This is a genomic window from Streptomyces sp. NPDC050743, assembly GCF_044456925.1.
GTDB lineage: Bacteria > Actinomycetota > Actinomycetes > Streptomycetales > Streptomycetaceae > Streptomyces.
The window spans coordinates 41,001-67,157 of record NZ_JBITGJ010000027.1 but is presented as its reverse complement, the minus strand read 5'-3'; the positions used below and the strand labels follow the sequence as shown (position 1 = coordinate 67,157).

29 protein-coding genes, 1 pseudogene and 1 riboswitch are annotated in these 26,157 nt (G+C 71.6%); of the genes and pseudogenes, 15 read left to right on the top strand and 15 right to left on the bottom strand.

The features are described 5' to 3' along the window. The first annotated feature begins 137 nt into the window (after positions 1 to 137). Positions 138 to 971 carry a trehalose-phosphatase gene (otsB, locus tag ACIBJF_RS25035; RefSeq protein ID WP_399176830.1) on the top strand — a complete coding sequence of 278 codons (834 nt, stop codon included), beginning with the start codon at positions 138 to 140 and terminating at the stop codon, positions 969 to 971. Here otsB and ACIBJF_RS25030 read toward each other — a convergent pair. Together ACIBJF_RS25030 and ACIBJF_RS25025 are read right to left on the bottom strand one after the other, a co-directional pair. Continuing rightward, on the bottom strand, positions 959 to 2,455 hold the full coding sequence (locus tag ACIBJF_RS25030; protein ID WP_399176829.1) for a trehalose-6-phosphate synthase: 1,497 nt from the start codon (positions 2,453 to 2,455) through the stop codon (positions 959 to 961). The genes otsB and ACIBJF_RS25030 overlap by 13 nt on opposite strands. A 74-nt stretch (positions 2,456 to 2,529) precedes the next feature. Further along, complete coding sequence (locus ACIBJF_RS25025; RefSeq protein ID WP_399176827.1) at positions 2,530 to 3,474, bottom strand: glucosyl-3-phosphoglycerate synthase; 945 nt, start codon at positions 3,472 to 3,474, stop codon at positions 2,530 to 2,532. Positions 3,475 to 3,603: 129 nt separating this feature from the next. Further along, positions 3,604 to 3,744: riboswitch (SAM riboswitch) on the top strand. Positions 3,745 to 3,761: 17 nt separating this feature from the next. Here ACIBJF_RS25025 and thrC point away from each other — a divergent pair. The 4 genes from thrC to groL all read left to right on the top strand — a co-directional run bounded on the left by thrC (position 3,762) and on the right by groL (position 7,994). Then, positions 3,762 to 5,045 (top strand): threonine synthase, encoded by a 1,284-nt coding sequence (gene thrC, locus ACIBJF_RS25020; protein ID WP_399176825.1) that lies wholly within the window; start codon positions 3,762 to 3,764, stop codon positions 5,043 to 5,045. A gap of 87 nt (positions 5,046 to 5,132) precedes the next feature. Continuing rightward, complete coding sequence (locus ACIBJF_RS25015; protein ID WP_399176823.1) at positions 5,133 to 5,408, top strand: MoaD/ThiS family protein; 276 nt, start codon at positions 5,133 to 5,135, stop codon at positions 5,406 to 5,408. A gap of 431 nt (positions 5,409 to 5,839) precedes the next feature. Then, entirely contained in the window at positions 5,840 to 6,046 is a 207-nt protein-coding gene (locus ACIBJF_RS25010; protein ID WP_019057200.1) for a cold-shock protein, read from the top strand. Between the two features lie 325 nt (positions 6,047 to 6,371). Then, the gene (gene groL, locus ACIBJF_RS25005; RefSeq protein ID WP_399176821.1) at positions 6,372 to 7,994 is read left to right on the top strand and encodes a chaperonin GroEL; all 1,623 of its coding nucleotides are present in this window, start codon (positions 6,372 to 6,374) and stop codon (positions 7,992 to 7,994) included. A 91-nt stretch (positions 7,995 to 8,085) separates the two neighbouring features. Here groL and ACIBJF_RS25000 read toward each other — a convergent pair whose 3' ends face one another. Together ACIBJF_RS25000 and ACIBJF_RS24995 are read right to left on the bottom strand one after the other, a co-directional pair. Further along, positions 8,086 to 8,298 carry a DUF397 domain-containing protein gene (locus ACIBJF_RS25000; RefSeq protein ID WP_365327218.1) on the bottom strand — a complete coding sequence of 71 codons (213 nt, stop codon included), beginning with the start codon at positions 8,296 to 8,298 and terminating at the stop codon, positions 8,086 to 8,088. Then, positions 8,282 to 9,121 carry a Scr1 family TA system antitoxin-like transcriptional regulator gene (locus tag ACIBJF_RS24995; protein WP_399176818.1) on the bottom strand — a complete coding sequence of 280 codons (840 nt, stop codon included), beginning with the start codon at positions 9,119 to 9,121 and terminating at the stop codon, positions 8,282 to 8,284. Before ACIBJF_RS24995 ends, ACIBJF_RS25000 begins: the two co-directional genes overlap by 17 nt. A gap of 115 nt (positions 9,122 to 9,236) precedes the next feature. On the opposite strand from ACIBJF_RS24995, the gene ACIBJF_RS24990 reads away from it, so the two are divergent. The 3 genes from ACIBJF_RS24990 to ACIBJF_RS24980 all read left to right on the top strand — a co-directional run bounded on the left by ACIBJF_RS24990 (position 9,237) and on the right by ACIBJF_RS24980 (position 10,918). Further along, positions 9,237 to 9,470, top strand: coding sequence for a hypothetical protein (locus ACIBJF_RS24990; protein ID WP_399176816.1), 234 nt, complete (start codon positions 9,237 to 9,239; stop codon positions 9,468 to 9,470). Further along, positions 9,467 to 9,679 carry a hypothetical protein gene (locus tag ACIBJF_RS24985; RefSeq protein ID WP_399176814.1) on the top strand — a complete coding sequence of 71 codons (213 nt, stop codon included), beginning with the start codon at positions 9,467 to 9,469 and terminating at the stop codon, positions 9,677 to 9,679. Before ACIBJF_RS24990 ends, ACIBJF_RS24985 begins: the two co-directional genes overlap by 4 nt. Before the next feature lie 114 nt (positions 9,680 to 9,793). Further along, positions 9,794 to 10,918 (top strand): NADH:flavin oxidoreductase, encoded by a 1,125-nt coding sequence (locus ACIBJF_RS24980; RefSeq protein WP_399176812.1) that lies wholly within the window; start codon positions 9,794 to 9,796, stop codon positions 10,916 to 10,918. A 12-nt stretch (positions 10,919 to 10,930) separates the two neighbouring features. On the opposite strand, the gene ACIBJF_RS24975 is transcribed toward ACIBJF_RS24980, so the two are convergent. Both ACIBJF_RS24975 and ACIBJF_RS24970 read right to left on the bottom strand, forming a co-directional pair. After that, entirely contained in the window at positions 10,931 to 11,500 is a 570-nt protein-coding gene (locus tag ACIBJF_RS24975) for a hypothetical protein (RefSeq protein WP_399176810.1), read from the bottom strand. A gap of 102 nt (positions 11,501 to 11,602) precedes the next feature. Next, positions 11,603 to 12,373, bottom strand: coding sequence for a calcium-binding protein (locus ACIBJF_RS24970; protein WP_399176808.1), 771 nt, complete (start codon positions 12,371 to 12,373; stop codon positions 11,603 to 11,605). Between the two features lie 95 nt (positions 12,374 to 12,468). On the opposite strand from ACIBJF_RS24970, the gene ACIBJF_RS24965 reads away from it, so the two are divergent. Further along, the gene (locus ACIBJF_RS24965; RefSeq protein WP_399176806.1) at positions 12,469 to 13,128 is read left to right on the top strand and encodes a class I SAM-dependent methyltransferase; all 660 of its coding nucleotides are present in this window, start codon (positions 12,469 to 12,471) and stop codon (positions 13,126 to 13,128) included. Positions 13,129 to 13,138: 10 nt separating this feature from the next. Here the strand turns inward: ACIBJF_RS24965 and ACIBJF_RS24960 are convergent, their stop codons facing one another. From ACIBJF_RS24960 to ACIBJF_RS24945, 4 genes are all read right to left on the bottom strand, one after another. Next, entirely contained in the window at positions 13,139 to 13,360 is a 222-nt protein-coding gene (locus ACIBJF_RS24960) for a hypothetical protein (protein WP_399176804.1), read from the bottom strand. Beyond that, complete coding sequence (locus tag ACIBJF_RS24955; protein WP_399176802.1) at positions 13,357 to 14,772, bottom strand: PTS transporter subunit EIIC; 1,416 nt, start codon at positions 14,770 to 14,772, stop codon at positions 13,357 to 13,359. The genes ACIBJF_RS24960 and ACIBJF_RS24955 overlap by 4 nt, the downstream gene beginning before the upstream one ends. Before the next feature lie 16 nt (positions 14,773 to 14,788). Further along, positions 14,789 to 15,712 (bottom strand): N-acetylmuramic acid 6-phosphate etherase, encoded by a 924-nt coding sequence (murQ, locus tag ACIBJF_RS24950; RefSeq protein ID WP_399176801.1) that lies wholly within the window; start codon positions 15,710 to 15,712, stop codon positions 14,789 to 14,791. Positions 15,713 to 15,800: 88 nt separating this feature from the next. Further along, entirely contained in the window at positions 15,801 to 16,706 is a 906-nt protein-coding gene (locus ACIBJF_RS24945) for a MurR/RpiR family transcriptional regulator (protein ID WP_399176799.1), read from the bottom strand. A gap of 56 nt (positions 16,707 to 16,762) precedes the next feature. On the opposite strand from ACIBJF_RS24945, the gene ACIBJF_RS24940 reads away from it, so the two are divergent. Further along, the gene (locus ACIBJF_RS24940) at positions 16,763 to 17,146 is read left to right on the top strand and encodes a hypothetical protein (protein ID WP_399176797.1); all 384 of its coding nucleotides are present in this window, start codon (positions 16,763 to 16,765) and stop codon (positions 17,144 to 17,146) included. Further along, positions 17,143 to 17,421: a DUF4031 domain-containing protein gene (locus ACIBJF_RS24935; protein WP_399176795.1), complete on the top strand. Its 279-nt coding sequence runs from the start codon at positions 17,143 to 17,145 to the stop codon at positions 17,419 to 17,421. Before ACIBJF_RS24940 ends, ACIBJF_RS24935 begins: the two co-directional genes overlap by 4 nt. A 36-nt stretch (positions 17,422 to 17,457) precedes the next feature. On the opposite strand, the gene ACIBJF_RS24930 is transcribed toward ACIBJF_RS24935, so the two are convergent. Both ACIBJF_RS24930 and ACIBJF_RS24925 read right to left on the bottom strand, forming a co-directional pair. Next, positions 17,458 to 18,543, bottom strand: coding sequence for a GNAT family N-acetyltransferase (locus ACIBJF_RS24930; protein WP_399176793.1), 1,086 nt, complete (start codon positions 18,541 to 18,543; stop codon positions 17,458 to 17,460). Between the two features lie 26 nt (positions 18,544 to 18,569). Next, positions 18,570 to 19,214: a hypothetical protein gene (locus ACIBJF_RS24925; RefSeq protein WP_399176791.1), complete on the bottom strand. Its 645-nt coding sequence runs from the start codon at positions 19,212 to 19,214 to the stop codon at positions 18,570 to 18,572. Between the two features lie 72 nt (positions 19,215 to 19,286). On the opposite strand from ACIBJF_RS24925, the gene ACIBJF_RS24920 reads away from it, so the two are divergent. Further along, positions 19,287 to 19,955 (top strand): maleylpyruvate isomerase family mycothiol-dependent enzyme, encoded by a 669-nt coding sequence (locus ACIBJF_RS24920; protein WP_399176790.1) that lies wholly within the window; start codon positions 19,287 to 19,289, stop codon positions 19,953 to 19,955. Positions 19,956 to 20,027: 72 nt separating this feature from the next. Continuing rightward, entirely contained in the window at positions 20,028 to 20,720 is a 693-nt protein-coding gene (locus ACIBJF_RS24915) for a copper homeostasis protein CutC (protein WP_399176788.1), read from the top strand. A gap of 21 nt (positions 20,721 to 20,741) precedes the next feature. On the opposite strand, the gene ACIBJF_RS24910 is transcribed toward ACIBJF_RS24915, so the two are convergent. Both ACIBJF_RS24910 and ACIBJF_RS24905 read right to left on the bottom strand, forming a co-directional pair. Further along, positions 20,742 to 21,431, bottom strand: coding sequence for a hypothetical protein (locus tag ACIBJF_RS24910; protein ID WP_399176786.1), 690 nt, complete (start codon positions 21,429 to 21,431; stop codon positions 20,742 to 20,744). A 56-nt stretch (positions 21,432 to 21,487) separates the two neighbouring features. Continuing rightward, positions 21,488 to 23,533 carry a HelD family protein gene (locus ACIBJF_RS24905; RefSeq protein WP_399176784.1) on the bottom strand — a complete coding sequence of 682 codons (2,046 nt, stop codon included), beginning with the start codon at positions 23,531 to 23,533 and terminating at the stop codon, positions 21,488 to 21,490. 282 nt (positions 23,534 to 23,815) lie between these two features. On the opposite strand from ACIBJF_RS24905, the gene ACIBJF_RS24900 reads away from it, so the two are divergent. After that, complete coding sequence (locus tag ACIBJF_RS24900) at positions 23,816 to 23,998, top strand: hypothetical protein (RefSeq protein ID WP_399176885.1); 183 nt, start codon at positions 23,816 to 23,818, stop codon at positions 23,996 to 23,998. Between the two features lie 32 nt (positions 23,999 to 24,030). Further along, a pseudogene (locus ACIBJF_RS24895) lies at positions 24,031 to 24,168 on the top strand (transferase); the annotation flags it as partial. A 310-nt stretch (positions 24,169 to 24,478) separates the two neighbouring features. Here ACIBJF_RS24895 and ACIBJF_RS24890 read toward each other — a convergent pair. After that, on the bottom strand, positions 24,479 to 26,131 hold the full coding sequence (locus tag ACIBJF_RS24890) for a DNA repair helicase XPB (protein WP_399176782.1): 1,653 nt from the start codon (positions 26,129 to 26,131) through the stop codon (positions 24,479 to 24,481). Positions 26,132 to 26,157 lie beyond the last annotated feature (26 nt).

The following is a 26,157-nucleotide window of genomic DNA, read 5'->3' as shown; positions in this document are numbered from 1 at the left end:
GGCTGTGCGGGGGCCCGGCGCCGGTGCCGGCCGGGGCGGGCGCGCCTGGCAGGGTGCCCGTCCAGCCGGCCGAGCCGGGTGGGTGGGCAAGCGGAGTCCCAGGAGTGAGTCCGGCCGAGCCTGGATAGTGTCGCTGTATGGACCCTCTGCCGATCCCGCGGACCCAGCCCGGCCGGGACGGACTCGCCGCGCTCCTGGCGAAGCCGTCCGCGGCGAGTGTCGGTCTGGACTTCGACGGCACACTGGCCCCCATCGTCGCCGACCCCGAGCAGGCCCGCGCCCACCCCGAGGCCGTACCCGCACTCGCCGCCCTGGCCCCCAAGGTGGCGTCCGTCGCCGTGATCACCGGCCGCCCCGCCGCCGTCGCGGTCCGCTACGGCGGCTTCGCCGGCGTGCCCGGCCTGGAGCACCTCACCGTCCTCGGCCACTACGGCGCCGAACGCTGGGACGCCGTCACCGCCACCGTCACCGCCCCGCCCCCGCACCCCGGCGTCGCGGCGGCCCGCGCCGAACTGCCGGGCGTGCTGGAGCGCGCCGGCGCCCGGCGCGGCACCTGGATCGAGGAGAAGGGCCGGGCGGTGGCGGTGCACACCCGCCGCGCCGACGACCCGCAGGCCGCGTTCGAGGCCCTGCGCGGCCCCCTCACCGACCTCGCCGCCCGCCACGGCCTGATCGTCGAACCCGGCCGCCTGGTCCTGGAGCTGCGCCCACCGGGCATGGACAAGGGCGTGGCCCTCACCGACCACGTCCGCAGGACCGGCGCCGAGTCCGTCCTCTACGCCGGCGACGACCTAGGCGACCTCCCGGCCTTCGCCGCCGTCGACGACCTCCGCGCCGAGGGCGTGCCCGGCCTCCTGGTCTGCAGCGGCAGCACGGAGGTCACCGAGCTGGCGGAACGCGCGGACATGGTGGTCGACGGCCCGGCCGGTGTCGTAGACCTACTGCGGACCCTCGCCGCTCAGCTGGACTGAAGCTCCTCCAGCGCTCGCAGCTGATCCAGGAACCACTGGGCCGGGGGAAGCGCGGTGGCCGCCGCCGCCAGCCTCTTGGTGCGGTCCGCCCGCTCCTCCGGCGGCAGGGACAGCGCCTCGTGCAGGGCCCGCGCGGTCTCCAGCACGTCGTAGGGGTTCACCACGAACGCGTTGGCGCCCAGCTCCTCGTACGCCCCGGCCTCACGCGACAGCACCAGCGCACACCCCTCGTCGGAGACGACCGGCACCTCCTTGGCGACCAGGTTCATGCCGTCCCGGATGGGGTTGACCAGCGCCACGTCGGCGAGCCGGTACGCGGCCAGGGAGCGGGCGAAGTCGTCCTTGACGTGTAGCACGACCGGCGTCCAACCGGGCGTGCCGTAGGCCGAGTTGATCTCCTCGGCCACCCGCTGCACCGCGGCCGTGTAGTCCCGGTACACGCCGAGGTCCTGCCGCGACGGATACGCGAACGCGAGATGCACCACCCGCTCCCGCCACTCGGGGTGCTCCTCCAGCAGCTGCCGGTACGCCAGCAGTCCGCGCACGATGTTCTTGGACAGCTCCGTGCGGTCGACGCGGACGACGGTCCTGCGGCCCTCGCCGATCTCCTCCCGCAGCGCCGCCATCCGCTCCTCCACGTCCGGCTGGTGCGCGCGGGCCCGCAGGAAGTCGGCGTCGGCGCCGAGGGAGTGCACGCCGATGTACGTACGACGACGTCCCTCGCGCAGGTGCTCGACGTGCCGGGCGGAGCCCGAGGGCCAGGCCACCAGGTAGCGCTCGGCGTCCAGCCCCTCCGCGCACCTCTGGAAGGCCGTCGCCCACCGCCGGGTCAGGAACGCCACCCGGTCCGCCCCGAGCATGCCCGCCATCAGCCGCTCGCGGATGTCCCCCGGGAGCAGCTCGAAGTAGTCGGGGGGCGCCCACGGGGTGTGCGAGAAATGGCCGATCCGCAGGTCGGGGCGGAGCCCGCGGAGCATCCCGGGCACCAGGCACAGGTGGTAGTCCTGCACCAGGACCGTCGCCCCCTCGGCCGCCGCCTCGGCCAGCGCCTCGGCGAACGCCCGGTTGTAGGCCTCGTACGACGCCCACTGCCGCCGGAACTCCGCGTCGAAGACCGGCTCCAGCGGGGTCTGGTACAGCATGTGGTGGACGAACCACAGTACCGAGTTGGCGATGCCGTTGTAGGCGTCGGAGTGCACGCTCGCGTCGATGTCGAGCATCCGCACCCGCTGCCCGCCGGTGTCCTCGTCCGGCAGCAGCCCGTCGCCCGCGCGCCGTACGGCCGCACGGTCCCCGTCGCCGAGCGCCGAGCACACCCACAGCGAGTCCGCGCCCGACCCGATGGCCGACAGCCCCGACACCAGCCCGCCGCCGCCCCGCTTGGCGTGCAGCGAGCCCTTCTCGTCCACCGCGTACGAAACCGGGCCGCGATTGGACGCGACCAGCACCCGAGCCTTCTCGGCAGCACCCTGCGTGGAAGCCATGGTCCTCAACCTAGCCCGGCCCGGAAACGCTCAAACGTACGGCCACGCCCGGCACGCCGCCGTATACGACCGGTTCACGCCACCTTGCGCTCGGCATATTCCGCGATTTCCACCATCGGCGGCCGTTCCTCGGTGTCCACCGAGTAGGTGCGCGGCTCGAAGCCGTCCTCGCCGCGCTCGAACTGGGTGAGGGTGGGGCGGATCAGATGGCCGCGGGCCAGCCGGAGCTGGGCCGTGCGGTAGATCGCCGCGGCCATCCGGCCCAGCGCCTGCCCGTCCTGGTGGCGGTGCTTGCGCACGCCCACGTCCACCTGGGCCAGCGCGTCGAGACCGACCAGGTGCAGGGCGTCCACCAGCATGCCCAGCTCCACGCCGTACCCGACCGGGAACGGCAGCTGCTCCAGCAGCGAGCGCCGGGCCGCGTACTCGCCGCCCAGCGGCTGCACGAATCCGGCCAGCTGCGGCCAGTGCATGTTCAGCAGCGGGCGGGCCATCAGCTCGGTGACCCGGCCGCCCTGGCCGGCGGTCCCGGCGAGCGGGCGGTCGTACATGCCCTTGACCAGGTCCACCCCTGGGTCGGTGAGCAGCGGGCCGACGATCCCGGAGACGAAGTCGGAGGAGAACTCCCTCAGGTCCGCGTCGATGAAGCAGACGATGTCGCCGCCGGTCACCAGCAGCGAGCGCCACAGCACCTCGCCCTTTCCGGGGACGGCGGGGATGCGGGGCAGGATCTCGTCCCGGTGGACGACCCGCGCGCCCGCGGCGGCGGCGACCTCCGAGGTGCGGTCGGTGGAGCCGGAGTCGACCACCACGATCTCGTCGACGAGCGGGACCCGCTCCACGAGGTCGTGCCGGATGACCGCGACGATGTCGCCGACCGTCTCCTCCTCGTTGAGCGCGGGCAGCACGACGGAGACCGACTGGCCCGTGCGCTGCTTGGCCGCCAGGATCTTGTGCAGCGGGCGATCGGTCACCGACCAGGAACGGGTGGCCAGCCAGCGCTCGACTTCTTCCAGCACAGTCAGCGGCTCCTCACGTGTCTCGCGGTTCGGACGACTATCTCAACTGTCCTGGCCTTCGGTTACAGTCTTGAACAACGTCGGTGACCATCGCATGTCGGGGTCGACCGCGCGCTCACAACTGCATACCGCTCATCCAGAGGGGCAGAGGGACACGGCCCGATGAAGCCCCGGCAACCCCCCTGAGTCGAACTCGTTCACGCGAGGCTCCCGGCCAGGGAAGGTGCCAAATCCGTCTCACGGCGAGATGCGTCGTGAGGAAGATGAGGAGAAAGGGCCTCGCCTCCATGGCTGTGCAGACAGTTGCAAGCTCCACCGATTCCACCGTCGACCTCGGTCCCGCCGCGGCCCTGAGCTGTCGCGAGTGCGGTCACCGCGTCCCCCTCGGCCCGGTGTTCGCCTGCGAGGAGTGTTTCGGCCCGCTGGAGATCGCCTACGACTTCTCCGCCTACGACACCGAAGAGCTGCGCCGCCGCATCGAGTCCGGCCCCGCGAACATCTGGCGGTACGCGCCGCTGCTGCCCGTCCCGGCCGACGTGGCCGACAAGCCGAACCTGAACCCGGGCTGGACCAAGCTCGTCAAGGCCGACAACCTCGCCGCCGAACTCGGCGTCACCGGCGGCCTGTTCGTCAAGGACGACTCCGGCAACCCGACCCACTCCTTCAAGGACCGCGTGGTCGCCCAGGCCCTGGAGGCCGCCCGCGCCTTCGGCTTCACCACCCTGTCCTGCTCCTCCACCGGCAACCTCGCCGGTGCCGTCGGCGCCGCCGCGGCCCGCGCCGGCTTCCGCTCCTGCGTGTTCATCCCGCACGACCTGGAGCAGGGCAAGGTCGTCATGGCCGCGGTCTACGGCGGCGAGCTGGTCGGCATCGAGGGCAACTACGACGACGTGAACCGCTTCTGCTCCGAGCTGATCGGCGACCCGGCCGGCGAGGGCTGGGGCTTCGTCAACGTCAACCTGCGGCCGTACTACGCGGAGGGCTCCAAGACCCTCGCGTACGAGATCTGCGAGCAGCTCGGCTGGCGGCTGCCCGACCAGATCGTGGTCCCGATCGCCTCCGGCTCCCAGCTCACGAAGATCGACAAGGGTCTGCAGGAGCTGATCAAGCTCGGTCTGGTCGAGGACAAGCCGTACAAGATCTTCGGTGCGCAGGCCGAGGGCTGCTCGCCGGTGTCCACCGCCTTCAAGGCGGGGCACGACGTCGTCCGGCCCCAGAAGCCGAACACCATCGCCAAGTCCCTCGCCATCGGCAACCCGGCCGACGGGCCGTACGTCCTGGACATCGCGCGCCGTACCGGCGGTGCCGTGGAGGACGTGACGGACGAGGAAGTCGTCGACGCCATCAAGCTGCTGGCCCGCACCGAGGGCATCTTCGCGGAGACGGCGGGCGGTGTGACCGTCGGCGTCACCCGCAAGCTGCTCAAGGACGGCGTCCTGGACCCGGCGAAGACCACGGTGGTCCTCAACACCGGCGACGGCCTGAAGACGCTGGACGCGGTGGCCGGTACCGGGCTGACCGCCACCATTCGGCCCACCCTGGAGTCCTTCCGAGACGCCGGTCTCGTCTGAGTCGTTGTTCGTCTGCGGGCCGCGGGGGCTGGTCGCGCAGTGCCCCGCGCCCCTTCCGGGCGCCCACCTTCACCGGAGGTCACAAGCATGAGCGTCACCGTCCGCATCCCCACCATCCTGCGCACCTACACCGGCGGTCAGGCCGAGGTCGCCGCCGAGGGCGCGACCCTCGCCGAGGTCATCGCCGACCTGGAGAAGAACCACACCGGCATCGCCGCGCGCGTCCTGGACGACCAGGGCAAGCTGCGCCGGTTCGTCAACGTCTACGTCAACGACGACGACGTCCGCTTCGAGCAGGGACTGGAGACGGCGACCCCCGACGGCGTCGGCGTCTCCATCATTCCGGCCGTCGCCGGCGGCTGATCGTTACCTTGGGTAACTTCAGTTACGTACTGTTCATCGAATTGCCTCCTCCGTGAGAGAAGCGGAGGAGGCAATTCTGCGTGATTGAGCGCGGTAGAGTTGGGGAACGCGCCCTCGGACCACCGGTCGGGGGCCCTGTATTCATGCCGCACGCCCGACAAGAAGTAGCCAAAGTGTGCGGGTTATATGCGGCTTTTGTGGGGGTTTCTGGAGCCCGACTTGCCCTGAAGTCAGGCGAATTCTCCGCACATTCCGGACCGTTCCCGTCCAGAATTCTCGTCCGATTGACCTGTTGCAGACGGCAGTTGGACAGATACATTCAGCCGCGGTCGACGCGTTCCGGCGCACGCCCCCGACCGATGGGGGGTGAGGTCTGACCCGGGTCCGCGAAGTGTGGATCTGTGCAAGGGCCAGTAATAGGGGAGTTAGGCATGGCTCAGGGCACCGTCAAGTGGTTCAACGCGGAGAAGGGGTACGGCTTCATCGCGGTCGACGGTGGTGCGGATGTTTTCGTCCACTACAGCGCGATCCAGATGGACGGTTACCGCACCCTGGAAGAGGGGCAGCGGGTCGACTTCGAGATCTCGCAGGGCCAGAAGGGCCCGCAGGCGGACATGGTCCGGCTGGCGACCAGCTGAAGCACGCGTCGACTGGCAGCGACGTTTTTCGTTCGTCTTCGAAGGGCTCGCACCTCGCTCGGGGTGCGGGCCCTTCGTCATGCCCGGGTCCCCGTGTCCGCGGGCGGCTGACGGGGGCGCCGTACGCCGTAGGCGCTTGCACTCGACCATGCCGAGTGCTAATCATTGGCGTTAGCACTCTGAAGGTGAGAGTGACAGTGAAGGACCGGGTCGGTGAGGCCCGCAGGCCGGGTGGGGCAAGGAACCACAAGGCCGGCGAGCCGTCCGTCGCGGGCGCGGGCGCGGTCCGAAGGAATCACCCCCAGTCCTGGAGGGACCACTTCACATGGCCAAGATCATCGCGTTCGACGAGGAGGCGCGGCGCGGCCTCGAGCGCGGCATGAACCAGCTCGCGGACGCCGTGAAGGTGACGCTCGGCCCCAAGGGCCGCAACGTCGTCCTCGAGAAGAAGTGGGGCGCCCCCACGATCACCAACGATGGTGTCTCCATCGCCAAGGAGATCGAGCTCGAGGACCCGTACGAGAAGATCGGCGCCGAGCTGGTCAAGGAAGTCGCCAAGAAGACGGACGACGTCGCCGGTGACGGTACGACCACCGCGACCGTGCTCGCCCAGGCCCTGGTCAAGGAAGGCCTGCGCAACGTCGCCGCCGGCGCCAACCCGATGGCCCTGAAGCGCGGTATCGAGAAGGCTGTCGAGGCCGTCTCCGCCGCCCTGCTGGAGCAGGCGAAGGACGTCGAGACCAAGGAGCAGATCGCCTCCACCGCGTCCATCTCCGCCGCCGACACCCAGATCGGCGAGCTGATCGCCGAGGCCATGGACAAGGTCGGCAAGGAAGGCGTCATCACCGTCGAGGAGAGCAACACCTTCGGTCTGGAGCTGGAGCTCACCGAGGGCATGCGCTTCGACAAGGGCTACATCTCCGCCTACTTCGCGACGGACATGGAGCGCATGGAGGCGTCGCTCGAGGACCCGTACATCCTCATCGCCAACTCCAAGATCAGCTCCGTCAAGGACCTGCTCCCGCTCCTGGAGAAGGTCATGCAGTCGGGCAAGCCGCTGCTGATCATCGCCGAGGACGTCGAGGGCGAGGCCCTGTCGACCCTGGTCGTCAACAAGATCCGCGGCACCTTCAAGTCCGTCGCCGTCAAGGCCCCGGGCTTCGGTGACCGCCGCAAGGCCATGCTCGGCGACATCGCCATCCTCACGGGCGGCGAGGTCATCTCCGAGGAGGTCGGCCTCAAGCTGGAGAACGCGACCCTGGACCTCCTGGGCCGCGCCCGCAAGGTCGTCATCACCAAGGACGAGACCACCATCGTCGACGGTGCCGGCTCCTCCGAGCAGGTCAACGGCCGCGTCAACCAGATCCGCGCCGAGATCGAGAACAGCGACTCGGACTACGACCGCGAGAAGCTGCAGGAGCGCCTGGCGAAGCTCGCCGGCGGTGTCGCGGTCATCAAGGCCGGTGCCGCCACCGAGGTGGAGCTCAAGGAGCGCAAGCACCGCATCGAGGACGCCGTCCGCAACGCCAAGGCGGCCGTCGAGGAGGGCATCGTCGCCGGTGGTGGCGTGGCCCTGCTGCAGGCCTCCCAGGTCTTCGAGAAGCTGGAGCTCGAGGGTGACGAGGCGACCGGCGCCAACGCCGTCCGCATCGCGCTCGAGGCCCCGCTGAAGCAGATCGCCGTCAACGCCGGCCTCGAGGGCGGCGTCGTGGTGGAGAAGGTCCGCGGCCTGACCCCGGGCCACGGCCTGAACGCCGCGACCGGCGAATACGTCGACCTGGTCGCCGAGGGCATCATCGACCCGGCGAAGGTGACCCGCTCTGCGCTGCAGAACGCCGCCTCCATCGCCGCGCTGTTCCTGACCACCGAGGCCGTCATCGCCGACAAGCCGGAGAAGGCCGCCGCGCCGGCCGGCGGCGGCATGCCGGGCGGTGACATGGACTTCTGATCCTCCCCGGATCACCTGTCCGTTCCGAGGGCGGCACTTCCAGCTTCCGGCTGGGGGTGCCGCCCTCGGGCGTTTTCAGTCGGCGTAGTACTCAGCTGTGGGGCCGCTTGAGGTGATCGACGAAAGCGGACCAGGCCGTGGGCCGGAACACGAGCTTCGGGCCGCGGGGGGTTTTGGAGTCGCGGACGGGGACGAGGGTGGGGAAGGCGTGGGTGACTTCCAGGCAGTCTCCGCCGCTGCCGCCGCTGTAGCTGGACTTGTGCCAGATTGCCGCGTCCAGGTCGTACTCAGGGATGGTCCTCATGCGCGTAATCCTGCGCCATCGCCTCGATGAGGGCCAGGGAGTTCTCCGGAGAGAGAGCGCAGGCCGTGAGGAGTTCGTATGTGAACCGCTGGTGCCGGACGAAGGTCGGGTCATCCTCCAGCCGTCCAGTGCCGACTCCCTCGAAGTACACCAGTGGAGGAGCGTCCTCGAAGTCCATCAGCTTGATGGATCCCTCCATCGCCGCGTGCGCCCCCGCGCCGAACGGCAGTACCTGCACGATGACACGCCCCCGGCGGGCCAAGTCGGCGATGTGACGGAGAGCTTCCGCCATCACCGCACGCCCACCCGTCACCCGACGCAGGGCCGCCTCGTCAATCACGGCCCACAACAACGGGTCTGTTGGATCGTCGAGGATGCGGGCACGCTCGATCCGGGCAGTCACCAGCTTGTCGATCTCGGCGTCCGGTGCCGTCGGCTGGTAAGCCCGGCACACGGCTCGTGCGTACGCCGGCTCCTGGAGCAGACCTGGGATGAGCAGCGGTGCGTACTGCCTGATCGACGTGGCGACAGCCTCGGCCTCCGCCGCCTCCGCAAAATGCTCGGGGTACTTCGACTTGGCGGCCGCCGCACAGTTCCGCTGGAAGAAATCCTCCGTCTCCAGCACCTCGTCCAGCATCCGCGCGAACTCCGGCTGCATCCGCCGCGTCCCCGCCTCCAGCTGCCCGATGAACGACCCGCTCACGAACAGCCGTTGGCCCAACTGCTCCTGGCTCAGCCCCTTCCGCTCCCGGGCGTGCCGTAACTCCGCGCCCAGCAAGGCGCGCGGCGATGACGACGGATCGAGGTTCTTCGGTCCTGCCATGGCAACTCCTGGTCTGACAGCAGAGGTTGTTGGGGCGCCCTCTCTGGCCAGGTTAGAGCGCTGACGGCCACGCTGTGTGGTGAACGCGAACACTCAGCGTGGAGGAATTGGCGCAATGGAGACGAAGGAAACGGCGGCGGACGAGCGGCCCGCCCGGAGTGCCGAGGAAGCGGTGGAGCGGCTGCGCGAAGCCCTGCGCGGCGTCGGGATCGTCCTGCCGTCGCTGCGGATCGACCCGGTGACCGGCGCCCACGGGCATCCGTACGCCTTGGTCGACCTGGGCCGCTGCAACATCGGCGTCGCCTCGAGGCTGGCGGCGGCCGTTCGCGCGCAGGGCGGTGCCGCGTGAGCCGTGCACCCGTGTACGCCGTGGACCTGCGCAGCGGGCGGATCGGCGAGGTCATGGGGCGCGTGGGCGGGTATGTCCAGCTCCGGCCCATCGGCGGTGGCCGGGAGTGGGACTGTCCGCCGGGGGAGCTGGGGGAGGCGCCGCCGGACGAGGTGCTGCGGGAGCGGGTGCGGCGACTGAACCGGAACAGTGTGAGCGGCGTCACGTAAAGGCTTCCTTCGGTGCGGAATGTGGGGCGGTGCATAGGCGATTACTTAAGGAGCTGCAACAATGCGTGCACACATACCGTCCGGTTAATCCAGTCACTCAGAGGAGCCCCCCACGTGACCGCCACGACGCCCGCCTCCCGCGCGGCCCAGGTCCTGTCCCGTCCGATCGCCCTCAACGGTCTCACCGTCCCCAACCGGATCGTGATGGCGCCGATGACGCGCATGTTCTCCCCGGACGGCATCCCCGGCGAGGACGTGCGCTCGTACTACTCCCGCCGGGCCGCCGCCGGGGTCGGTCTGATCGTCACCGAGGGCACGTACGTGGGCCACGAGTCGGCCGGCAACAGCGCGCGCGTGCCCCGGTTCCACGGCGAGGAGCGGCTGGCGGGCTGGGCGAAGGTCGCCGAGGACGTGCACGCGGCCGGCGGCACGATCGTCCCGCAGCTGTGGCACATCGGCATGGTCCGCAAGGACGGCGACGCCCCGTACCCGGACGCCCCCGCGGTGGGCCCGTCCGGCCTGGTGACGGCGGACGCCGAGCCCACCGGCAAGGCCATGACCCAGAAGGACCTCGACGACGTCATCGCCGCGTTCGCCCGGGCCGCCGCGGACGCCGAGCGCATCGGCTTCGACGGCGTGGAGCTCCACGGCGCTCACGGTTACCTCCTCGACCAGTTCCTGTGGGAGGGCACCAACCGCCGCACCGACGCCTACGGCGGCGACCCGGTGGCCCGCACCCAGTTCTCCGCGGAGATCGTGGCGGCGGTCCGCGAGGCGGTCTCCCCCGAGTTCCCGATCATCTTCCGCTACTCGCAGTGGAAGCAGCAGGACTACACCGCCCGTCTGGCCGAGACCCCCGAGGAGCTGGAGGCGATCCTCACTCCCCTGGCAGCGGCCGGCGTCGACGTCTTCCACGCCTCCACCCGCCGCTACTGGCTGCCGGAGTTCGACGGTTCGGACCTGAACCTGGCCGGCTGGACGAAGAAGCTGACCGGCAAGCAGGTCATCACCGTCGGTTCGGTCGGCCTCGACGGCGAGTTCCTGGGCGCCTTCCAGGGGCAGGGCTCCGAGGTCAAGGGCATCGACAACCTCCTCGACCGCCTGGAAGCCGACGAGTTCGACATGGTCGCCGTCGGCCGCGCGCTGCTCCAGGACCCGGAGTGGGCGGCCAAGGTGCTCGCCGACCGCTTCGACGAGCTGAAGCCGTACGACGCGGCCTCGCTGAAGACGCTCAGCTGAAACGCCTGAGGCCTACAGGTTGCCCATGGGCTCGATGTCGACGTGCACGGGTGTGCCCCACACCCGTAGCACCTCGTAGTCGGTGAACTCGTGCACGAGCCGGTAGGCCATCGCGGGCCGCGACCCGCGCCGCTGGGCGGCGAGATACGCCTCCGCCTCCCGCCGATCCCTCCTCGGCGTCCCGCACAACTGCCACTCCTGCCCGTTCCACGCCTCCGGCAGCCACCGCTGCTGCGGCTGAGGCCGGTCGCCTCGGACCCCGTAACGGGAGGGCGCGGTGGCGACGGGTGCGGGTTCGGACCTCGCGCCCTGGAACTCCGACCGGCGGGCGGCCCGGCGCCGGGTCTCACAGAGCAGACACAGATCGGGCGCGCTCTCGTCGACGGGCCCCTGCGGATGTTCGGGACACCGGGTGCTGGGCGCGCCGCTCCCGACGCTCTCCTCCACGAGGTCGAGCGCCCGACGCAGATCCGCCTTGACCTCGTGCAGCCGGGCGTCCGGGGTGTCGGCGGTCAACGCCTCCCCGTGCTCCCCGAGCACCCGGAGGGCCCTTCCCAGAGCGGCGAGCTGGGCGTGATTCATGGCAGCCTGCGCAGTCCTTGAGTTCCTCGGCGTCCCCCAAGGGTACGAGAGCGACCGGCAAAGCGGCCGACTCGACGGGGTCGGGCCCTTGGGCGGGGCTCGTCAGTTCACGTCGACGAAGTCGCCCGTGGCCTTGGCGGCGGGCGTGGTGCTCGTGCCCGTGAAGTAGTAGCGCCAGTAGCCGTCGGCGGAGGCGGTGACCGTGGTCCTCAGATTGCCGCTGCCGTCCGTGTTCACGGTCTTGACGGTGCTGTACGTGCTGCTGCCGGCCTTGCGGAACTGCAGCTCGACCGGCTGTCCGGCGTACCCGTGATAGAGGTGGTCCTCCCAGTTCGCCCTGCTCAGCTTGCCCGTGACGGTGATCGTCCGGCCCTTGGCGACCGGCTCCGGCGAGGCGTTGACCGTGAGCTTGGAGTAGCGCTGCACGTGGAAGGTGCCGAGATTCGTCCGCTTCGCCGAGTCGCCGTCCTTGGCCTTCGCGTACGCGCCGAAGTGCCAGGTGCCCGCGAAGGCGTTGTAGTGCAGGTCGTACTCGGGGACGACGGTGTACGTCGACGTGCAGGTGACCGTGGTCCCCGACGTGCACGTGGTCTCGCTGGGCGAGTCCTGGGTCCAGAAGGCGTCGGGGTCGCTCCAGGTGCCGTGGTACAGGTACGTCTGCCCGGAGGCTATGCCGGCCGGGTCGGAGGCCGTGAACGTGACCTTGAAGGTCACCTTGTTCGTCGTGCCGACGGCGACGTCCTTGCCACCGTTCACCACCACGTTCGAGACCTGGGTGTCGCCCACCACCGTGTCCGCGTGAGCGGCCGGAACGGTGAGGGCGATGAGTGCCAGCGCGCCGGACGAAGCGGCACCGATGGCGAGTCTGCGCATGTGTTCCCTCAGGAAATGTGGCCTGTCGCCCAAGTAGGCGTCTGGCGGGTGAACGAACTGTAAAGGATGGCCTCTGCCTGGGGGAGCCGTAGGGTGTGCCCGTGCTGCCGAACCGGTTGGTCGACGTCCTTCATCGCTTCAATGCCGCCCACCCATGGGACCACAACGCGCACTATCACCCCTGGCTGGTACGGCAGTTGCCCCGGCGGTTCCGTGCCGCGCTGGACGTGGGGTGCGGGAGCGGGGACCTGGTTCGGTTGCTGGCTCGGCGGGCGGAGTCGGTCGTCGGGGTGGACGCCGATCCGGAGATTCTCGGCAAGGCGCGTCAGCTGACGGCTCCCGACGCCGCCGTCATCTACCGGCTCGCCTCCGCCCCCGACGGTCTTCCGTCCGGCCCTTTCGACGTCATCACCTGTGTGGCCGTACTCCATCACCTGCCCTTCGCCGACATCCTCGACCGGCTCAAGAAGGGGCTGGCTCCCGGTGGAATCCTCGTCGTCGTCGGCTGCGCGCGGGCCGACAGCCCGCTCGACCACGCGCTCGGGCTGGTCGCCGTACCGCTGAACGCGGCGACCGGGTGGGTGAAGAATCGCGGGCGGGCGGTCACCCGGAGGCCCGTGTCCATGACCGCGCCCACCCGCGAGCCCGGGATGAGCTACGGCGAGGTCGAGCGGGAGGCTCGCCGGCTGCTTCCCGGGGCCCGGTTCCGGCGGCGGCTCTTCTGGCGTTACACGCTGGTCTGGCGGGCTGCGTGAGGCCCGTCCCTCAGCGGCCGTGATGGATCAGGCTGCCCTTGCCGCACCTGGGCAAGGGGTTGCCCAGCGGAAGCGGGGACACGGACTTCACCACGGGGACGACGACGAGGTCGCCCGCACAGGTCGCGGTGTCCGTGGCGGTCCAGTGGTCGTCGGCGTGCGCGGGGGCGGCCAGGGTGGCCGCGGAGGCGGCCGTGAGGGCGGCCGTGGCCAGGAGCTTCATCTTCTTCATGCCGGGGGAACGACCCGCCCCGGCATGGCGTCACGCCGGTGCCGCCACACGGGGCCGCGCGGGAGGCCGAAGAGGTACGTCGCCGCGAAGCCGACCGCGTAAGCCGTCAACAGGCCGCCTGCGTAGATCGCCGCCGCCGGGCCCACACCCCGGTTCCCCGTCAGCAGCGGGAACAGCGCCCAGCCCGACGGGCCGATCGCCGTCGCGCCCACCTTCGTGCCGAGCATCGCGAAGAAGCCGACGAACGCCCCGCCCGCCGCCCCGCCCGCGCAGGCGGTCAGGAACGGGCGACCCAGCGGCAGGGACACCCCGTAGATCAGCGGCTCGCCGACGCCCAGCAGCCCGGCCGGGAGCGCCGAGCGGATCGTCGCACGCAGGGAGGCCGTGGGGAGGGAGACGTCGTGGCGCGTGCGGACGTACACCGCGAGCGCCGCGCCGACCTGGCCCGCGCCCGCCATGGCCAGCAGGGGGAGCAGGACGGTGTAGCCCTGTTGCTCGATGAGGGTGGTGTGGATGGGGATGAGCGCCTGGTGCAGGCCCAGCATGACCAGGGGGAGGAAGAGGCCCCCGAGCAGAAGTCCGGCGGCCGCACCGGTGGTGGCCAGCAGCCAGTCGGCCGCCGTGCCGATCGCCGTCGCCACCGCGCCGGCCGCGTACATCAGGCCGTACAGCGTCACCAGGCCGGAGACGAGGACCGTCGCGGTCGGGGTCAGCAGGACGTCCAGCGCGCCCGGCACCCGGCCCCGCACCCACTTCTCCACCCGGGTCGCCAGCAGTGCCGCCGCCAGCGCGCCGAGGACCCCGCCCTGCCCGGGGGCGAGGTGTGTCCCGAACACCGTCACCTTCGCCACGCCCGGATACACGACCACCGCCGCCACCGCGCCGCCCAGCACGGGCGTGCCGCCGAACTCCCGCGCCGTGTTGTGGCCGACGAACACGGCGATCACGGCCAGGAACGCGGAGGCGATCGCGGAGAGGGCCGGAGTCAGGGCCGGCAGCCGGCCGGTGTTCAGCAGGAGGCCGTTCAGGCCGGCCAGGACGCCGCAGCCGATCAGGGCGGGGATGAGCGGGACGAAGACGTTCGCGACCCGGCGCAGGGCCGTCCTGAACGGTCCCCGCGCCTTCAACCCCGCCTCCGCAGAGCCGGTTCGACCCGTGGCGCCGACCCGCGCCGCCACCTCCTGCGTGACCTCGTCGACCACTCCGGGCCCGAGCACGATCTGCCGGGTGGGCCCGTCGGACACCACCCCCAGCACCCCGGGCAGCGCCCGCAGCCCCTCCTCGTCCACCGCCGTCGGGTCGGCGAGGGTCAGCCGGAGGCGGGTCATGCAGTGGGCCACGGAGGTGATGTTGGCCGGGCCGCCGACCCGGTGGAGGATGGCGGTCGCGGCGGAGGCGGGGTCGTTGCGCACGCCCCGAGCGTGCGGGTCAGCGGGCCGCGTGCGCCAGCGCGGCACGCAGATGGCCGCCGGACTCCTCCAGAAGGCGGGCCGCCGTCGGGCCGTCGACCTCGGCGAGGAGGGCGAGGATCGCGTTCTTCACCTCGCCGCCGGACTCGGTGAGGGCCTTCTCGATCTCCTCGTCCGAGGCGCCCGTGGCCAGGGACACGATCCGGCGGGAGCGGGCCCGCAGCTTGTCGTTGGACGCCCGCACGTCGACCATCAGGTTCCCGTAGGTCTTGCCCAGCCGGATCATCGTGATCGTCGAGAGCATGTTGAGGACCAGCTTCTGGGCCGTGCCCGCCTTCAGGCGGGTGGAGCCGGTGATCAGTTCGGGGCCGACCACCACCTCGATGCCGTGCTCGGCCGCCGCCGCGAGCGCGCTGTGCTCGTTGCAGGCCAGGCCGACGGTCAGGGCGCCCAGGGCGCGGGCGTGCTCGACGGCGCCGATCGCGTAGGGGGTGCGGCCGGAGGCGGAGACGCCCACAACGGTGTCGTCGGGGGTGAGCCCCAGCGCGTCCAGGTCCCGGCGGGCCAGTTCCGCCGAGTCCTCCGCGCCCTCGACGGAGGTCACCATCGCCTCCGGGCCGCCCGCGATCAGGCCGACGACCTGCGCGGGGTCGGTGTTGAAGGTGGGCGGGCACTCGGAGGCGTCCAGGACGCCGAGCCGGCCGGCGGTGCCCGCGCCGGCGTAGATCAGCCGGCCGCCGCGAGCCATGCGAGCGTCGACGGCGTCGATGGCGGCGGCGATCCGGGGCAACTGCGCCGCCACGGCGGCGGGCACACCCGCGTCCTCGGCGTTCATCAGGCGGGCGATGTCGAGGGTGGGAAGGCGGTCGATGTCGGCGAGCTCGGGCCGGAAGGCTTCGGTGGTCAGGGAAGCCAACTGCTGACGCAGGTCATGGGAGGTCATGGGGGTGCGGCTCTCTCAGGTCTGGGTGCCGTTGCGCGTCCTGTTACTCACCCGGGGTGTCACTCGTCCGGACCGTCCGGAGTGTCACTCACCTGGGCCTGGTGCGATGCCGGTGGGCCAGCGCCTCGTACGACGCGGCCAGCGCGGGTGCCGCCGTCTCGTACGTACGTTGGGCCACTCCCACGAACAGGCAGTCCACCACGAGCAGTTGACTGGTCCGCGAGGACATCGCGGCCGGCCGCAGCTCGCTCTCCCGTGAGGTGGACGTGGTCAGTACGTGGTCGGCGTACTGGGTGACCGGCGAGTCCGGCCGGCCGGTGATGGCCACGGTCGTGGCCCCGTGCTCGAAGGCGACCCGCAGCGGCTCGATGACGTCCCCCGTCGAGCCGGAGTGGGTGATCGCGATCGCCACGTCACCCGAGCGGAGCTGCACCGCGTTGGTCACGGCGAGGTGCGGATCGCTGTGGGCGTGGGCTATGAGGCCTATGCGGAGCAGCTTCTGGGTGAGGTCCTGGGCGACGAGCCCGGACGCCCCTATGCCGTACACGTCGGTGCGCCGGGCGCCGGCCAGTGCGCCCACCGCGGCGGCGAGCTGGACGGTGTCGAGCCCGGCGGCCGTGTCCGCGAGGGTCTGCTGCTCCTCGTAGGCCAGCTTGGTGACGACGTCGGCGATGGGGTCGTCCACCGCGATGTCGGTCGTGATCGCCGGCGCCCGGCCCGACTGCTGCTGCGCGGCGAGCCCGGCGAGGGCCAGACGCAGATCGCGGTAGCCGGGGTAGCCCAGGATGCGGGCGGTGCGGACGACCGTGGCCTCGCTGGTGCCGGTGAGCTCGGCGAGGCCGGTGACCGTGAGGGCGGCGCAGCCGGCCGGGTCGCTCGCGACGGCCTCCGCGACGCGCTGCATGGAGCGGGTCATGGAGGGGGCGAGGGTGCGCACCTTGGCGGCGAGGGATCCGCCCGGACTGCCGAAAATTTCCTTCACGTCCTGGGTCACAGATGAAAGATATTTTCGGTTCGGTGTTGTGGTCAAGAGTGCGCACAATGGGTGTTATGGAGCCCATCAGTCCCCTTGAACAGGCGCTGCACGCCGCCCGAGCCCTCGTGCTCGCCGATCTGATCGCAGGCGAGGTCGCGGAGGCGGACGTGGTCTCGCTGGTCGAGGACTCCGTCGTGGAGCGCCGCTGGTGGGTGGAGCAGTGGCCGGAGGGCGCGTCCTATGTCGCCGGGCTGATCGCCCAGGACGTGCAGGACGCGCTGCTGGACCGGTACGGCCGCTGGCCGCTGTGCCCGGTGTGCCCCTCCGGCGACCCGCACGCGCTGGACGTGGAGCCCGAGCTGGGCCCCCACCCGCACTGGGTGTGCCACAAGGCGGGCGTGAAGGTCGCGGCCGTGGGATCCCTGGGCTCGGCCACGGGCGGAATGGCCTCGTCGTGACGCTGTACATCGACCCGCCCGCCTGGCCGGGGCACGGCCGTATGTGGTCACACCTGGTCAGCGATGTGTCGTACGACGAACTCCACACGTTCGCCGACGGGCTGGGCGTGCCGAGGCGCGCCTTCGAGCGCGACCACTACGACGTTCCCTCGCACCGGTACGCGGAGGCGGTCGCGGCCGGAGCGGTGGAGGTCAGCAGCCGCGACGTGGTGCGGCTGCTGCGGGAATCCGGGCTGCGCAGGCCCAAGGGGCTGGTGCGGCGGGGGGTTTCCTAGTCCCCGACCCAAGCCGTGTGACCCCGAGGTGCCTTTTCAGCCGCGCAGCTCGTAGTGGAGCAGTCCGGAGGCCGGCTCGGTGCCGTCCTCGCCGCTCACCGGGACGAACCCGGCCCGGGTGACCACCGCCTGCGAGGGCGTGTTGTCCCGCTCGACGGTCGCGAAGAGCGAGCCGACGTCGTCCCGGGCCAGCGCCCAGTCCGCCAGCGCGCGCAGGGCCTCCGTGGCGTACCCCTGCCCCCGGGCGCCCTCGACCAGGTCGTAGCCGATCTCCACCCGGCCGTCCTCGTCCGGGACGCCGTGGAAGCCGAGGCCGCCGATCGCGCGGCCGTCCTCGTGCCGTACGAGCACGAAGACCCCGAACTCCGGGCGGTGCACGCCGCCTTCGTACGCCTTCATCAGGAAGGAGGCGGCCTCCCGGGTGCCCTCGTACGGGCCGCCGTCGAGCCAGGTGAAGCCGCCGTCGCCGCCCAGGCGCAGATCGTGGGCGGCGGCCGGGCGCAGACCGGTCAGGGTGAAGCGCCCGGCCGGGATGACGAGGTTGTTCATCCAGCGCCATTCGGTGATCGGGGCGCGGCCGGGCAGCTCGCCGCGGCCGGTGGCCCACAGCAGGGTCGGCCACGGGGCGGGGCCGGGCTGGACGTGCGGGAAGAGGCAGGCCAGGAGCGCTTCGACGAGCTCGGCCGGCGGCTCGTAGGGGATGTCCAGCCCCTCGGCCATGTCGTGGGTGTGCAGCAGCACCTCGGCGATGCCCATCGCGGCGAAGCCCTGGGCGTCGGCGCTGCGGAAGGGGTAGGGGTGGAAGGCGCGGACGCCGGGCGGGGCGGTGCGGACGGCGGCGGCGAGCAGCGCGCCGGTCGTCTCGACGACGTGCAGCAGGCCCGCGTTGTCGGTGCCCTCGTCGAGGGTGAGCTCGAAGGGGAGGTAGGCGTCCTGCGCGCGTCCGGCCAGGTTGGCGGCGTAGGCGATCAGGTCGTCGGCGACATGGACGGCGGTGGCGTGGCAGTCCCACTCCAGCCGCCCGGCCCGTACCGCCCGCCAGTCCCGGTCCACCGCCGTGCGCAGTGCCGCCGTGCAGCCCGCCACGGCCTCGGTCACATGGTCCCCGTTTATCGGTCGCATGGGCGAACCCTAGGGGGCCGGTCCCCTCAGGTCGACAGCATTTCCAGCTCGGAGGCGAGGTTGTAGCGGGCGGTGGCCTCCCAGTTCTCCTGGCCGTAGGGAGTGCGGAACAGCCGTGGGAGGGCGAGGAGTTGGCACAGGACGGCGGAACGGCCCTCCCTGAAGGCTTCGTTGGGCACAAAGTGGTACTCCTCGCGCACCTCGGCGGTGTAGACGGCGTACGCCGACGGGGGCGCGGCCAGGATCGCGAGGTCGGCGTCGCACAGCACCTGGCCGTCGCGGTCGCCGTCGGCCGGGTCGTGCGTGAAGGTGAGCCGGACCAGCCGGGCCACCTCGGCCGTCCTCGCGTCCGGCACACCCGCCTCGGGCAGGGCGCGCTCGGCGAGCCGCGCCGAGCGCTCCTCGTTCTCGGACCGCTCCGGGAGGTAGACGGCGTCGTGGAACCAGGCGGCCAGGCGCACGACGTCCGGGTCGGCGGCGTACCTCTCCAGTACGTCGATGTGGTCGAGGACCGCGGTGAGGTGGGCCACCGTGTGGTACCGGCGCTGCGGCTCCTGCCAGCGGGCGAGCAGGTCGTCGGCGTACGGCGCGGGATCCGGGCCGCCGCCGGGGGCACGGGCGGCTTCCAGCGCACGGGCGAAACGGAGGCGCAGGGCATCGAGGTCGGCCATGGGCCCATTCTTCCGCGACGCGCGCCGTCGTTCTGCCGTGAGGCGTGCGGTCGGCGTCCTAGCGTGGCCCCTATGACTGACGTACAGGAAGTACGAGACCCCGAACTCCCCGGCCGGCTGCTCGCTCTGGAGCGCGACGCCCTCATACCGCTGCTGCGGGCGCGTCCGGACGCGGACTTCGCGCTGCCGACCGCCGCGTGTCCGGGGTGGTCGGTGCGGGACGTGCTGGCGCACTGTTCGGCCGCGTTGACGCGGGTCGTGGAGAGCCGGTTCGAGAAGGGCGTGTTCTCGCCCGAGTCCAACGACCGGGACATCGCCGAGCGGGCCGAGTGGTCGAACGCGCGGGTCGTGGACGAGTTGGAGCGCGGGATGACCGAGGCCGGGCCGGTGATCGCCAGGGCGGGCGGGGTGCTCGACATGATCGCGCTGGGGGAGTGGGTGCACGCCGGTGACGTGCGCGAGGTCTTCGGCGCGCCGGGGGCGTACGCGGGGGCCGGGCTGCCGGACGCGCTGACGCTGCTCGTCCGGATCACCCGTGAGAAGGAGCACCTGCCCCTGCACGCCGACCTGGACGACGTGGACGAGCCGCTGCGGCTCGGGGCGGCGGTGGCGGGCGGCCCGCCCGCGCGCTACATCGGCGACGCGCCCACGCTCGTCCGGCTGTACGCGGGGCGGCCGGTGAACGGGAGCGGATACGAGCTGGCCGGCGCGCGGGAGGGGGAACTCAACATCTTCGGGTGAAGGGCGCCCCCGCACAGGCGTAGTCTTGGAATTGGACTAGACCTGTAGGGACCGATGGACGAATGGGGTGCCATGAGCAAGCGTGCAGTCCTGGAGGTGATCGCGCTCGACGTGGACGACGCGGTCGCCGCCCAGGCCGGAGGCGCGGACCGGCTGGAGCTGGTCACCGACATGGCGGCCGACGGGCTCAGCCCCGCGCCCGCCACCGTCGCCGGGATCCGGGCCGCCGTCGACATCGACCTGCGCGTGATGCTCCGCCTCGCGGACGGGTTCGCGGCCGGTGACGTGGACCGTCTGGTCCGGGTGGCCGGCGACCTGCGCGAGGCCGGCGCCGACCAGTTCGTCCTCGGGTTCCTCGACGGGGGCGGCTGGGCGGACCTGGCCGCCGTCGAGCGGGTGGTCGGCGTGCTGGACGGCTGCGCCTGGACGTTCCACCGGGCGATCGACCGCGCCGCCGACCGCGACGCCCTGCGCAAGCAGCTCGCCGACCTGCCCGGCCTCGACACCTACCTCACCGCGGGCGCCGCCGGCGGGGTCGACGAGGGTCTGCCGACCCTGGTCGCGGAGGCGGGCCGGCGGGGCGAGCCGGGGTACGGCCAGACCCTCCTGGTCGGCGGCGGCCTGCGGCTGGAACACGTGCCGCGGCTGCGGGCCGCCGGCATCGACGCCTTCCACATCGGCGGCGCGGCGCGGCCCTCCGGGTGGCAGGGGCCGGTTTCCGAGGGGGCCGTGGCCGAGTGGCGCAGGGCGCTGGACGGGGAGTAGGACGGCCCCCGTCCAGCGTCGTCACGCGGTCGCGAGCGCGACGAGGACGAAGAGGAACACCAGGCAGAAGCCGGTGAGCGGGACCAGGCCGATCATTCCGGCCGGGCGCCGCAGGACCGGGCGGCCCGGGTCCAGGCCGGGGCCGAAGGCGGCCGTCGGCGCGGGGAGCTTCCGGATCCTGGACAGGGTGAAGAGGTTGATCAGCAGCGTGATGGGCGTGATGATCATCGACGCCGGACCCCACCAGCCCTGCACCATCGTGTCCGACTGCATCTTCCGGAAGACGGCGAGCGCGCAGGTCTGGCAGAAGGTGCCCTTCCGCCACAGGTTCCGCATCACGATCAGCATGCCCTGATGGCCGCGGATCGTCACCCGTGCGGCGGGCGCGGCTCCGCACACGTCGCACCCGGGGCCCGAGGGCGAGGGGACGGCGGCGGACGGGTAGGCACCGGGGGCCTGCTGGTATGGAGCGGCCTGGCCGTAGCCGGCGGGCGCCGGCTGGGGCGGGTACGGCGCCGGGGCCTGCTGATAGGGGCCGGGCGCCGGCTGCTGGTATGCCCCGGGCGCCTGTGCGTACGGTCCAGGCGCCTGCGGGTACGGCCCAGGCGCCTGCGGGTACGGGCCAGGCGCCTGCTGGTACGGGCCCGGCTGCTGCGCGTACGACCCTGGAGTCTGCGGGTAGCCGGGATGCGGGGACGGCGGTGTGCTCAACGAAGGCCTTTCCACGGGGACGTGCCGGAACGGCACGACACCCTAGCCGCGTGCCGTCAGGCCAACTGAGGCGGTACCGCTGCCGCGTGGGTCACGATCAGGCCCGACACCGCACGCGTGAGCGCCACGTACAGCCGGCGCAGTCCCGTGCGCTCGTCCGGCTCGCCGTCCACCACCGCCTGCGGCTCGTCCAGGACCACGTAGTCGTACTCCAGACCCTTGGCCAGGGACGCCGGAACCAGGGTGAGGCGGGCCTCCTGGGTGGTCTCCTCGCCGGGGGCGAGGTACGGCAGGCCCGCGGCCGTCAGCGCCTCGGCCAGGACGGGGACACGGGCGTCGGCGGCGATCAGGCCGGTCGACCCCTCGTTGCGCAGCAACTCCTCACAGGCGGCGACGACTTCGGACGTCTCCGTGACCGTGCGGATCTCGAAGAAGCCGGGGTTCTCCCGGACGGAGACCACGGGGGTGAGGCCGGGGGCGATGTGCGGGAGGAGGCGGGAGGCGTAGGCGATGACGTCCGTGGGGACGCGGAAACCGGCCGTCAGCTCCTCGATCACCCCCTCACGCTTGCCGAGATGGGCCAGCGCCTCGTCCCAGCTGCGGGTCGCCCAGGGGGTCGTGCCCTGCGCCAGGTCGCCCAGTACCGTCGCGCTGCCCGTCGTGCAGCGGCGGCCGACGGCCCGGTACTGCATGGGGGACAGGTCCTGCGCCTCGTCGAGGACGACATGGCCGAGTGAGTGCGTGCGCTGGATCAGATCGGCAGCCTCGTCGATCAGCACCGCGTCCGCGGCGGACCACTTCGCCGACTTCACGCTGCGCACCGGTTTGGCCCACAGGATCGTCTTCTGCTCGTCCTCGTCCAGGACCCCGGCGGCGTGCTCGGCGAGGAAGTCCGCGTCCGTCAGCAGGCGCAGCACGAGCTTCGCCGGGTCCACGGCCGGCCAGATCTCCTTCACGGCCGCCTTCACCGCGCTGTTGCGGGCCACCGCGTCCTGCACCCGGTCGTCCGGCGCCTCGCCCGAGCGCTCCATCTGCACCAGCACCGCGTGCGCGATCCGCTGCGGCAGGGCCTCGCGGGCGGCGCCGTAACGGATGTCCCGCTGGAGCAACTCCCGGACGATTTCCTCCAGTTCGTACGACGGCACCCGCCAGCGCCGGGAGCCGCGCACCACCACGACCGCCTCCGTCGGCATGGTCACATGCGCGTACAGGGCCCGGCGCAGCACCTCGGCCATCCGGGCGTCGCCCTTGATCACGGCGGCGGCCGCGTCGTCGGCGCCGCGCACCTCGACGTGCGCGACCAGGTCGTCCACGGTGGCCTGCCGCACGGTCAGCTCGCCCAGCGCGGGGAGGACTTGCTCGATGTAGTGCAGGAAGGACTTGTTCGGCCCGATCACCAGGGTGCCGGTGCGGGCGAGCCGCTCGCGGTGGGCGTAGAGGAGGTAGGCGACCCGGTGCAGGCCGACGGCGGTCTTTCCGGTGCCGGGGCCGCCCTGGACGCAGACCGTGCCGGACAGACCGGAGCGGACGATCTCGTCCTGCTCGGGCTGGATGGTGGCGACGATGTCCCGCATGGGGCCGACACGCGGCCGCTCGATCTCCTGCTGGAGCAGCTTGCTGGCGGTGGCCGCCTCGGCCGGGTCGGAGAGGTGCTCGTCCTCGTACGCCGTGAGGTCGCCGCCGGTGTAGCCGAAGCGGCGGCGCAGCCCGACGTCCATCGGGTCCTTCTTGGACGCCCGGTAGAACGGCTGCGAGACCGGGGCGCGCCAGTCGATGACCATGGGGTCGCCGTCGGCGTCGTGCACATGCCGCCGCCCGATGTAGAAACGCTCGCCCTCGGCGCCCTCGGCCTGGTCCGCGCGCGGCGCGTGCAGGTAGTCCAGCCGGCCGAAGAACAGCGGGGTGTCGCTGAGGTCGGCCAGTGCCTTGATCCGCTCGTCGATCTGGCGGGACAGCACTTCGGCGTTGACCCAGTTCGCGGTGACGTCGCGGATGTCCAGCGACTCCACGTCCTCGCGCATGGCGCGCAGTGCGGCGCGGGAGGCGGCGAGGTGGGAGCGCTCTCGGGCGAGTGGGTCGTCGGCGGGCGTGGACGTGGACACGGGGGTGCCTCCGGTGGACCTGCTGGGTGACTACGACGAAGCCGCCCGGTTTCCGACCGGGCGACGGCACTCCGCGGAGGGGAGGCGGGCAAGAGCGGAGATTCTAGGCGAGAACGCGCGGCGGGGGCCAACGGTTTTTTCCGCCCGCCCTTTTCCGGCCCCTAGGGGACGCGCCGCCTCCGAAGTAGGGGCCGCGGTCCACCCGTAGATCTACACGGAGCCGTCCGGGATTGGCTCTGGAGACCGATGCGGGTCTTATGCCCGGCGATCCACCATGGAGACATGAGCGCAGCAACCGTCTCCCCAGGCCCTGTCCCACCGCCGACCGGCGCCACAGCCGTGGACGGCCCGCATCACCACTGGCTGGGCAACGCCCTCCGCGCGATCAAGGTGTTCGCGGAGGCCGCGTTCGGCGTGGTCATCCTCGGCGAGTACGGCGAGGAAGCGGGCGTACGCCGCAAGTAACCGCACAGGCTTCACCCGAGACCTACCCGCCCTTCGCGGCGATCCCGTTCGTCCCGGCCGGCTGGCTGCCCGTCCCGGCCCTGAAGGCCGCCTTCCTCGCGGGCAACGCGCTCCTGCTCGCGGCCCTGATCGTCCTCTCGGCCCGTCTCGCGGGCAGAGCGGTCTCCTGAGCATCCCCACCGGCATCGAACCGACCCGGCGCTGTTCGTTGCGTACCTGCTCCTGCGGGGCCACCGCCGGGCCTCGCCTGGGCGCTCCCGGCGGTGGTGGCCGCGGTCCTGCTCGCCGAGGGCCGCATCCGCCTCGCGGCCCTCACGATCGCGGCCTTCGCGGTCACGGCCTTCAGGCCCGCACCCTCTGGCTGGTCCCCCCCACGAGGCCGACCACGACCTGCACCCGCCCTGGTGGCAACAGCCACCGGCCTCGCCGTATCCCACTGCTGGGGCCGGTGCTGATCGCGGCGGTGGCGCTCCGGGCGGTTCAGCCGGTGCTGTCCTCCGCCAGGATCTCGTCCGCGTCAACGATCCGGTAGGCGTAGCCCTGTTCGGCCAGGAAGCGCTGGCGGTGGGCGGCGAAGTCCTGGTCGATGGTGTCGCGGGCGACGACCGAGTAGAAGTGCGCCTGGTGGCCGTCGGCCTTCGGGCGCAGGACGCGGCCGAGGCGCTGGGCCTCCTCCTGGCGGGAGCCGAAGGTGCCGGACACCTGGACGGCGACCGTCGCCTCCGGCAGGTCGATGGAGAAGTTCGCGACCTTCGACACCACCAGCACGCTGATCTCGCCCTCGCGGAAGGCGTCGAACAGCTTCTCGCGCTGGGCGTTGGAGGTCTCGCCCTTGATGACGGGGGCGTTCAAGTGCTCGCCCAGTTCGTCGAGTTGGTCGATGTACTGGCCGATGACGAGGATCTGCTGGCCGGCGAAACGGCGGACGATCGCCTCCGTCACCCTCCGCTTGGTGTCCGTCGTCGCACAGAAGCGGTACTTCTCCTCCGTCTCGGCCGTCGCGTACGCCAGCCGCTCGGAGTCCGTCAGATTCACCCGGACCTCGACGCAGTCGGCCGGCGCGATGTACCCCTGTGCCTCGATCTCCTTCCAGGGCGCGTCGAACCGCTTCGGCCCGATGAGCGAGAACACGTCCGACTCGCGGCCGTCCTCGCGGACCAGGGTCGCCGTCAGGCCGAGGCGGCGGCGCGCCTGCAGATCGGCGGTGAACTTGAAGACGGGGGCGGGCAGGAGGTGCACCTCGTCGTAGACGATCAGGCCCCAGTCCCGGGAGTCGAAGAGTTCCAGATGCGGGTAGACGCCCTTCCGCTTGGTCGTCAGCACCTGGTAGGTGGCGATGGTGACCGGGCGGATCTCCTTCTTCGTACCGCTGTACTCGCCGATCTCGTCCTCGGTCAGCGTGGTCCGCTTCACCAGCTCGTGCTTCCACTGCCGGGCGGAGACGGTGTTGGTGACGAGGATCAGGGTCGTGGACTTGGCCTGGGCCATGGAACCGGCGCCCACCAGCGTCTTGCCGGCACCGCAGGGCAGCACCACGACACCGCTGCCGCCGTGCCAGAAGTTCTCCACGGCCTGCTTCTGGTACGGCCTGAGCGCCCAGCCGTCCTCCAGCAGCTCGATCGGGTGCGCCTCACCGTCGACGTACCCGGCGAGGTCCTCGGCCGGCCAGCCCAGCTTCAGCAGCGTCTGCTTGATCTGCCCGCGCTCGGAGGGGTGCACGACGACCGTGTCCGCGTCGATCCGCGCCCCGACCAGCGGGGCGATCCGCTTGGACTTCAGCACCTCCTCCAGCACCGGCCGGTCGGTGGTGGTCAGCACGAGCCCGTGCGCGGGGTGCTTGCTCAGCGTGAGCCGTCCGTAGCGGTCCATCGTCTCGGCGATGTCCACCAGCAGCGCGTGCGGCACCGGATACCGGCTGTACTGCACCAGCGCGTCCACGACCTGCTCGGCGTCATGCCCGGCGGCACGCGCGTTCCACAGCCCGAGCGGGGTCACCCGGTAGGTGTGGATGTGCTCGGGCGCCCGCTCCAGCTCGGCGAACGGCGCGATGGCACGCCGGCAGTCGTCGGCCCGCTCGTGCTCGACTTCCAGGAGCAGGGTCTTGTCGGACTGGACGATCAGCGGTCCGTTCACGTGCGGCACACACCCTTTCCACAACA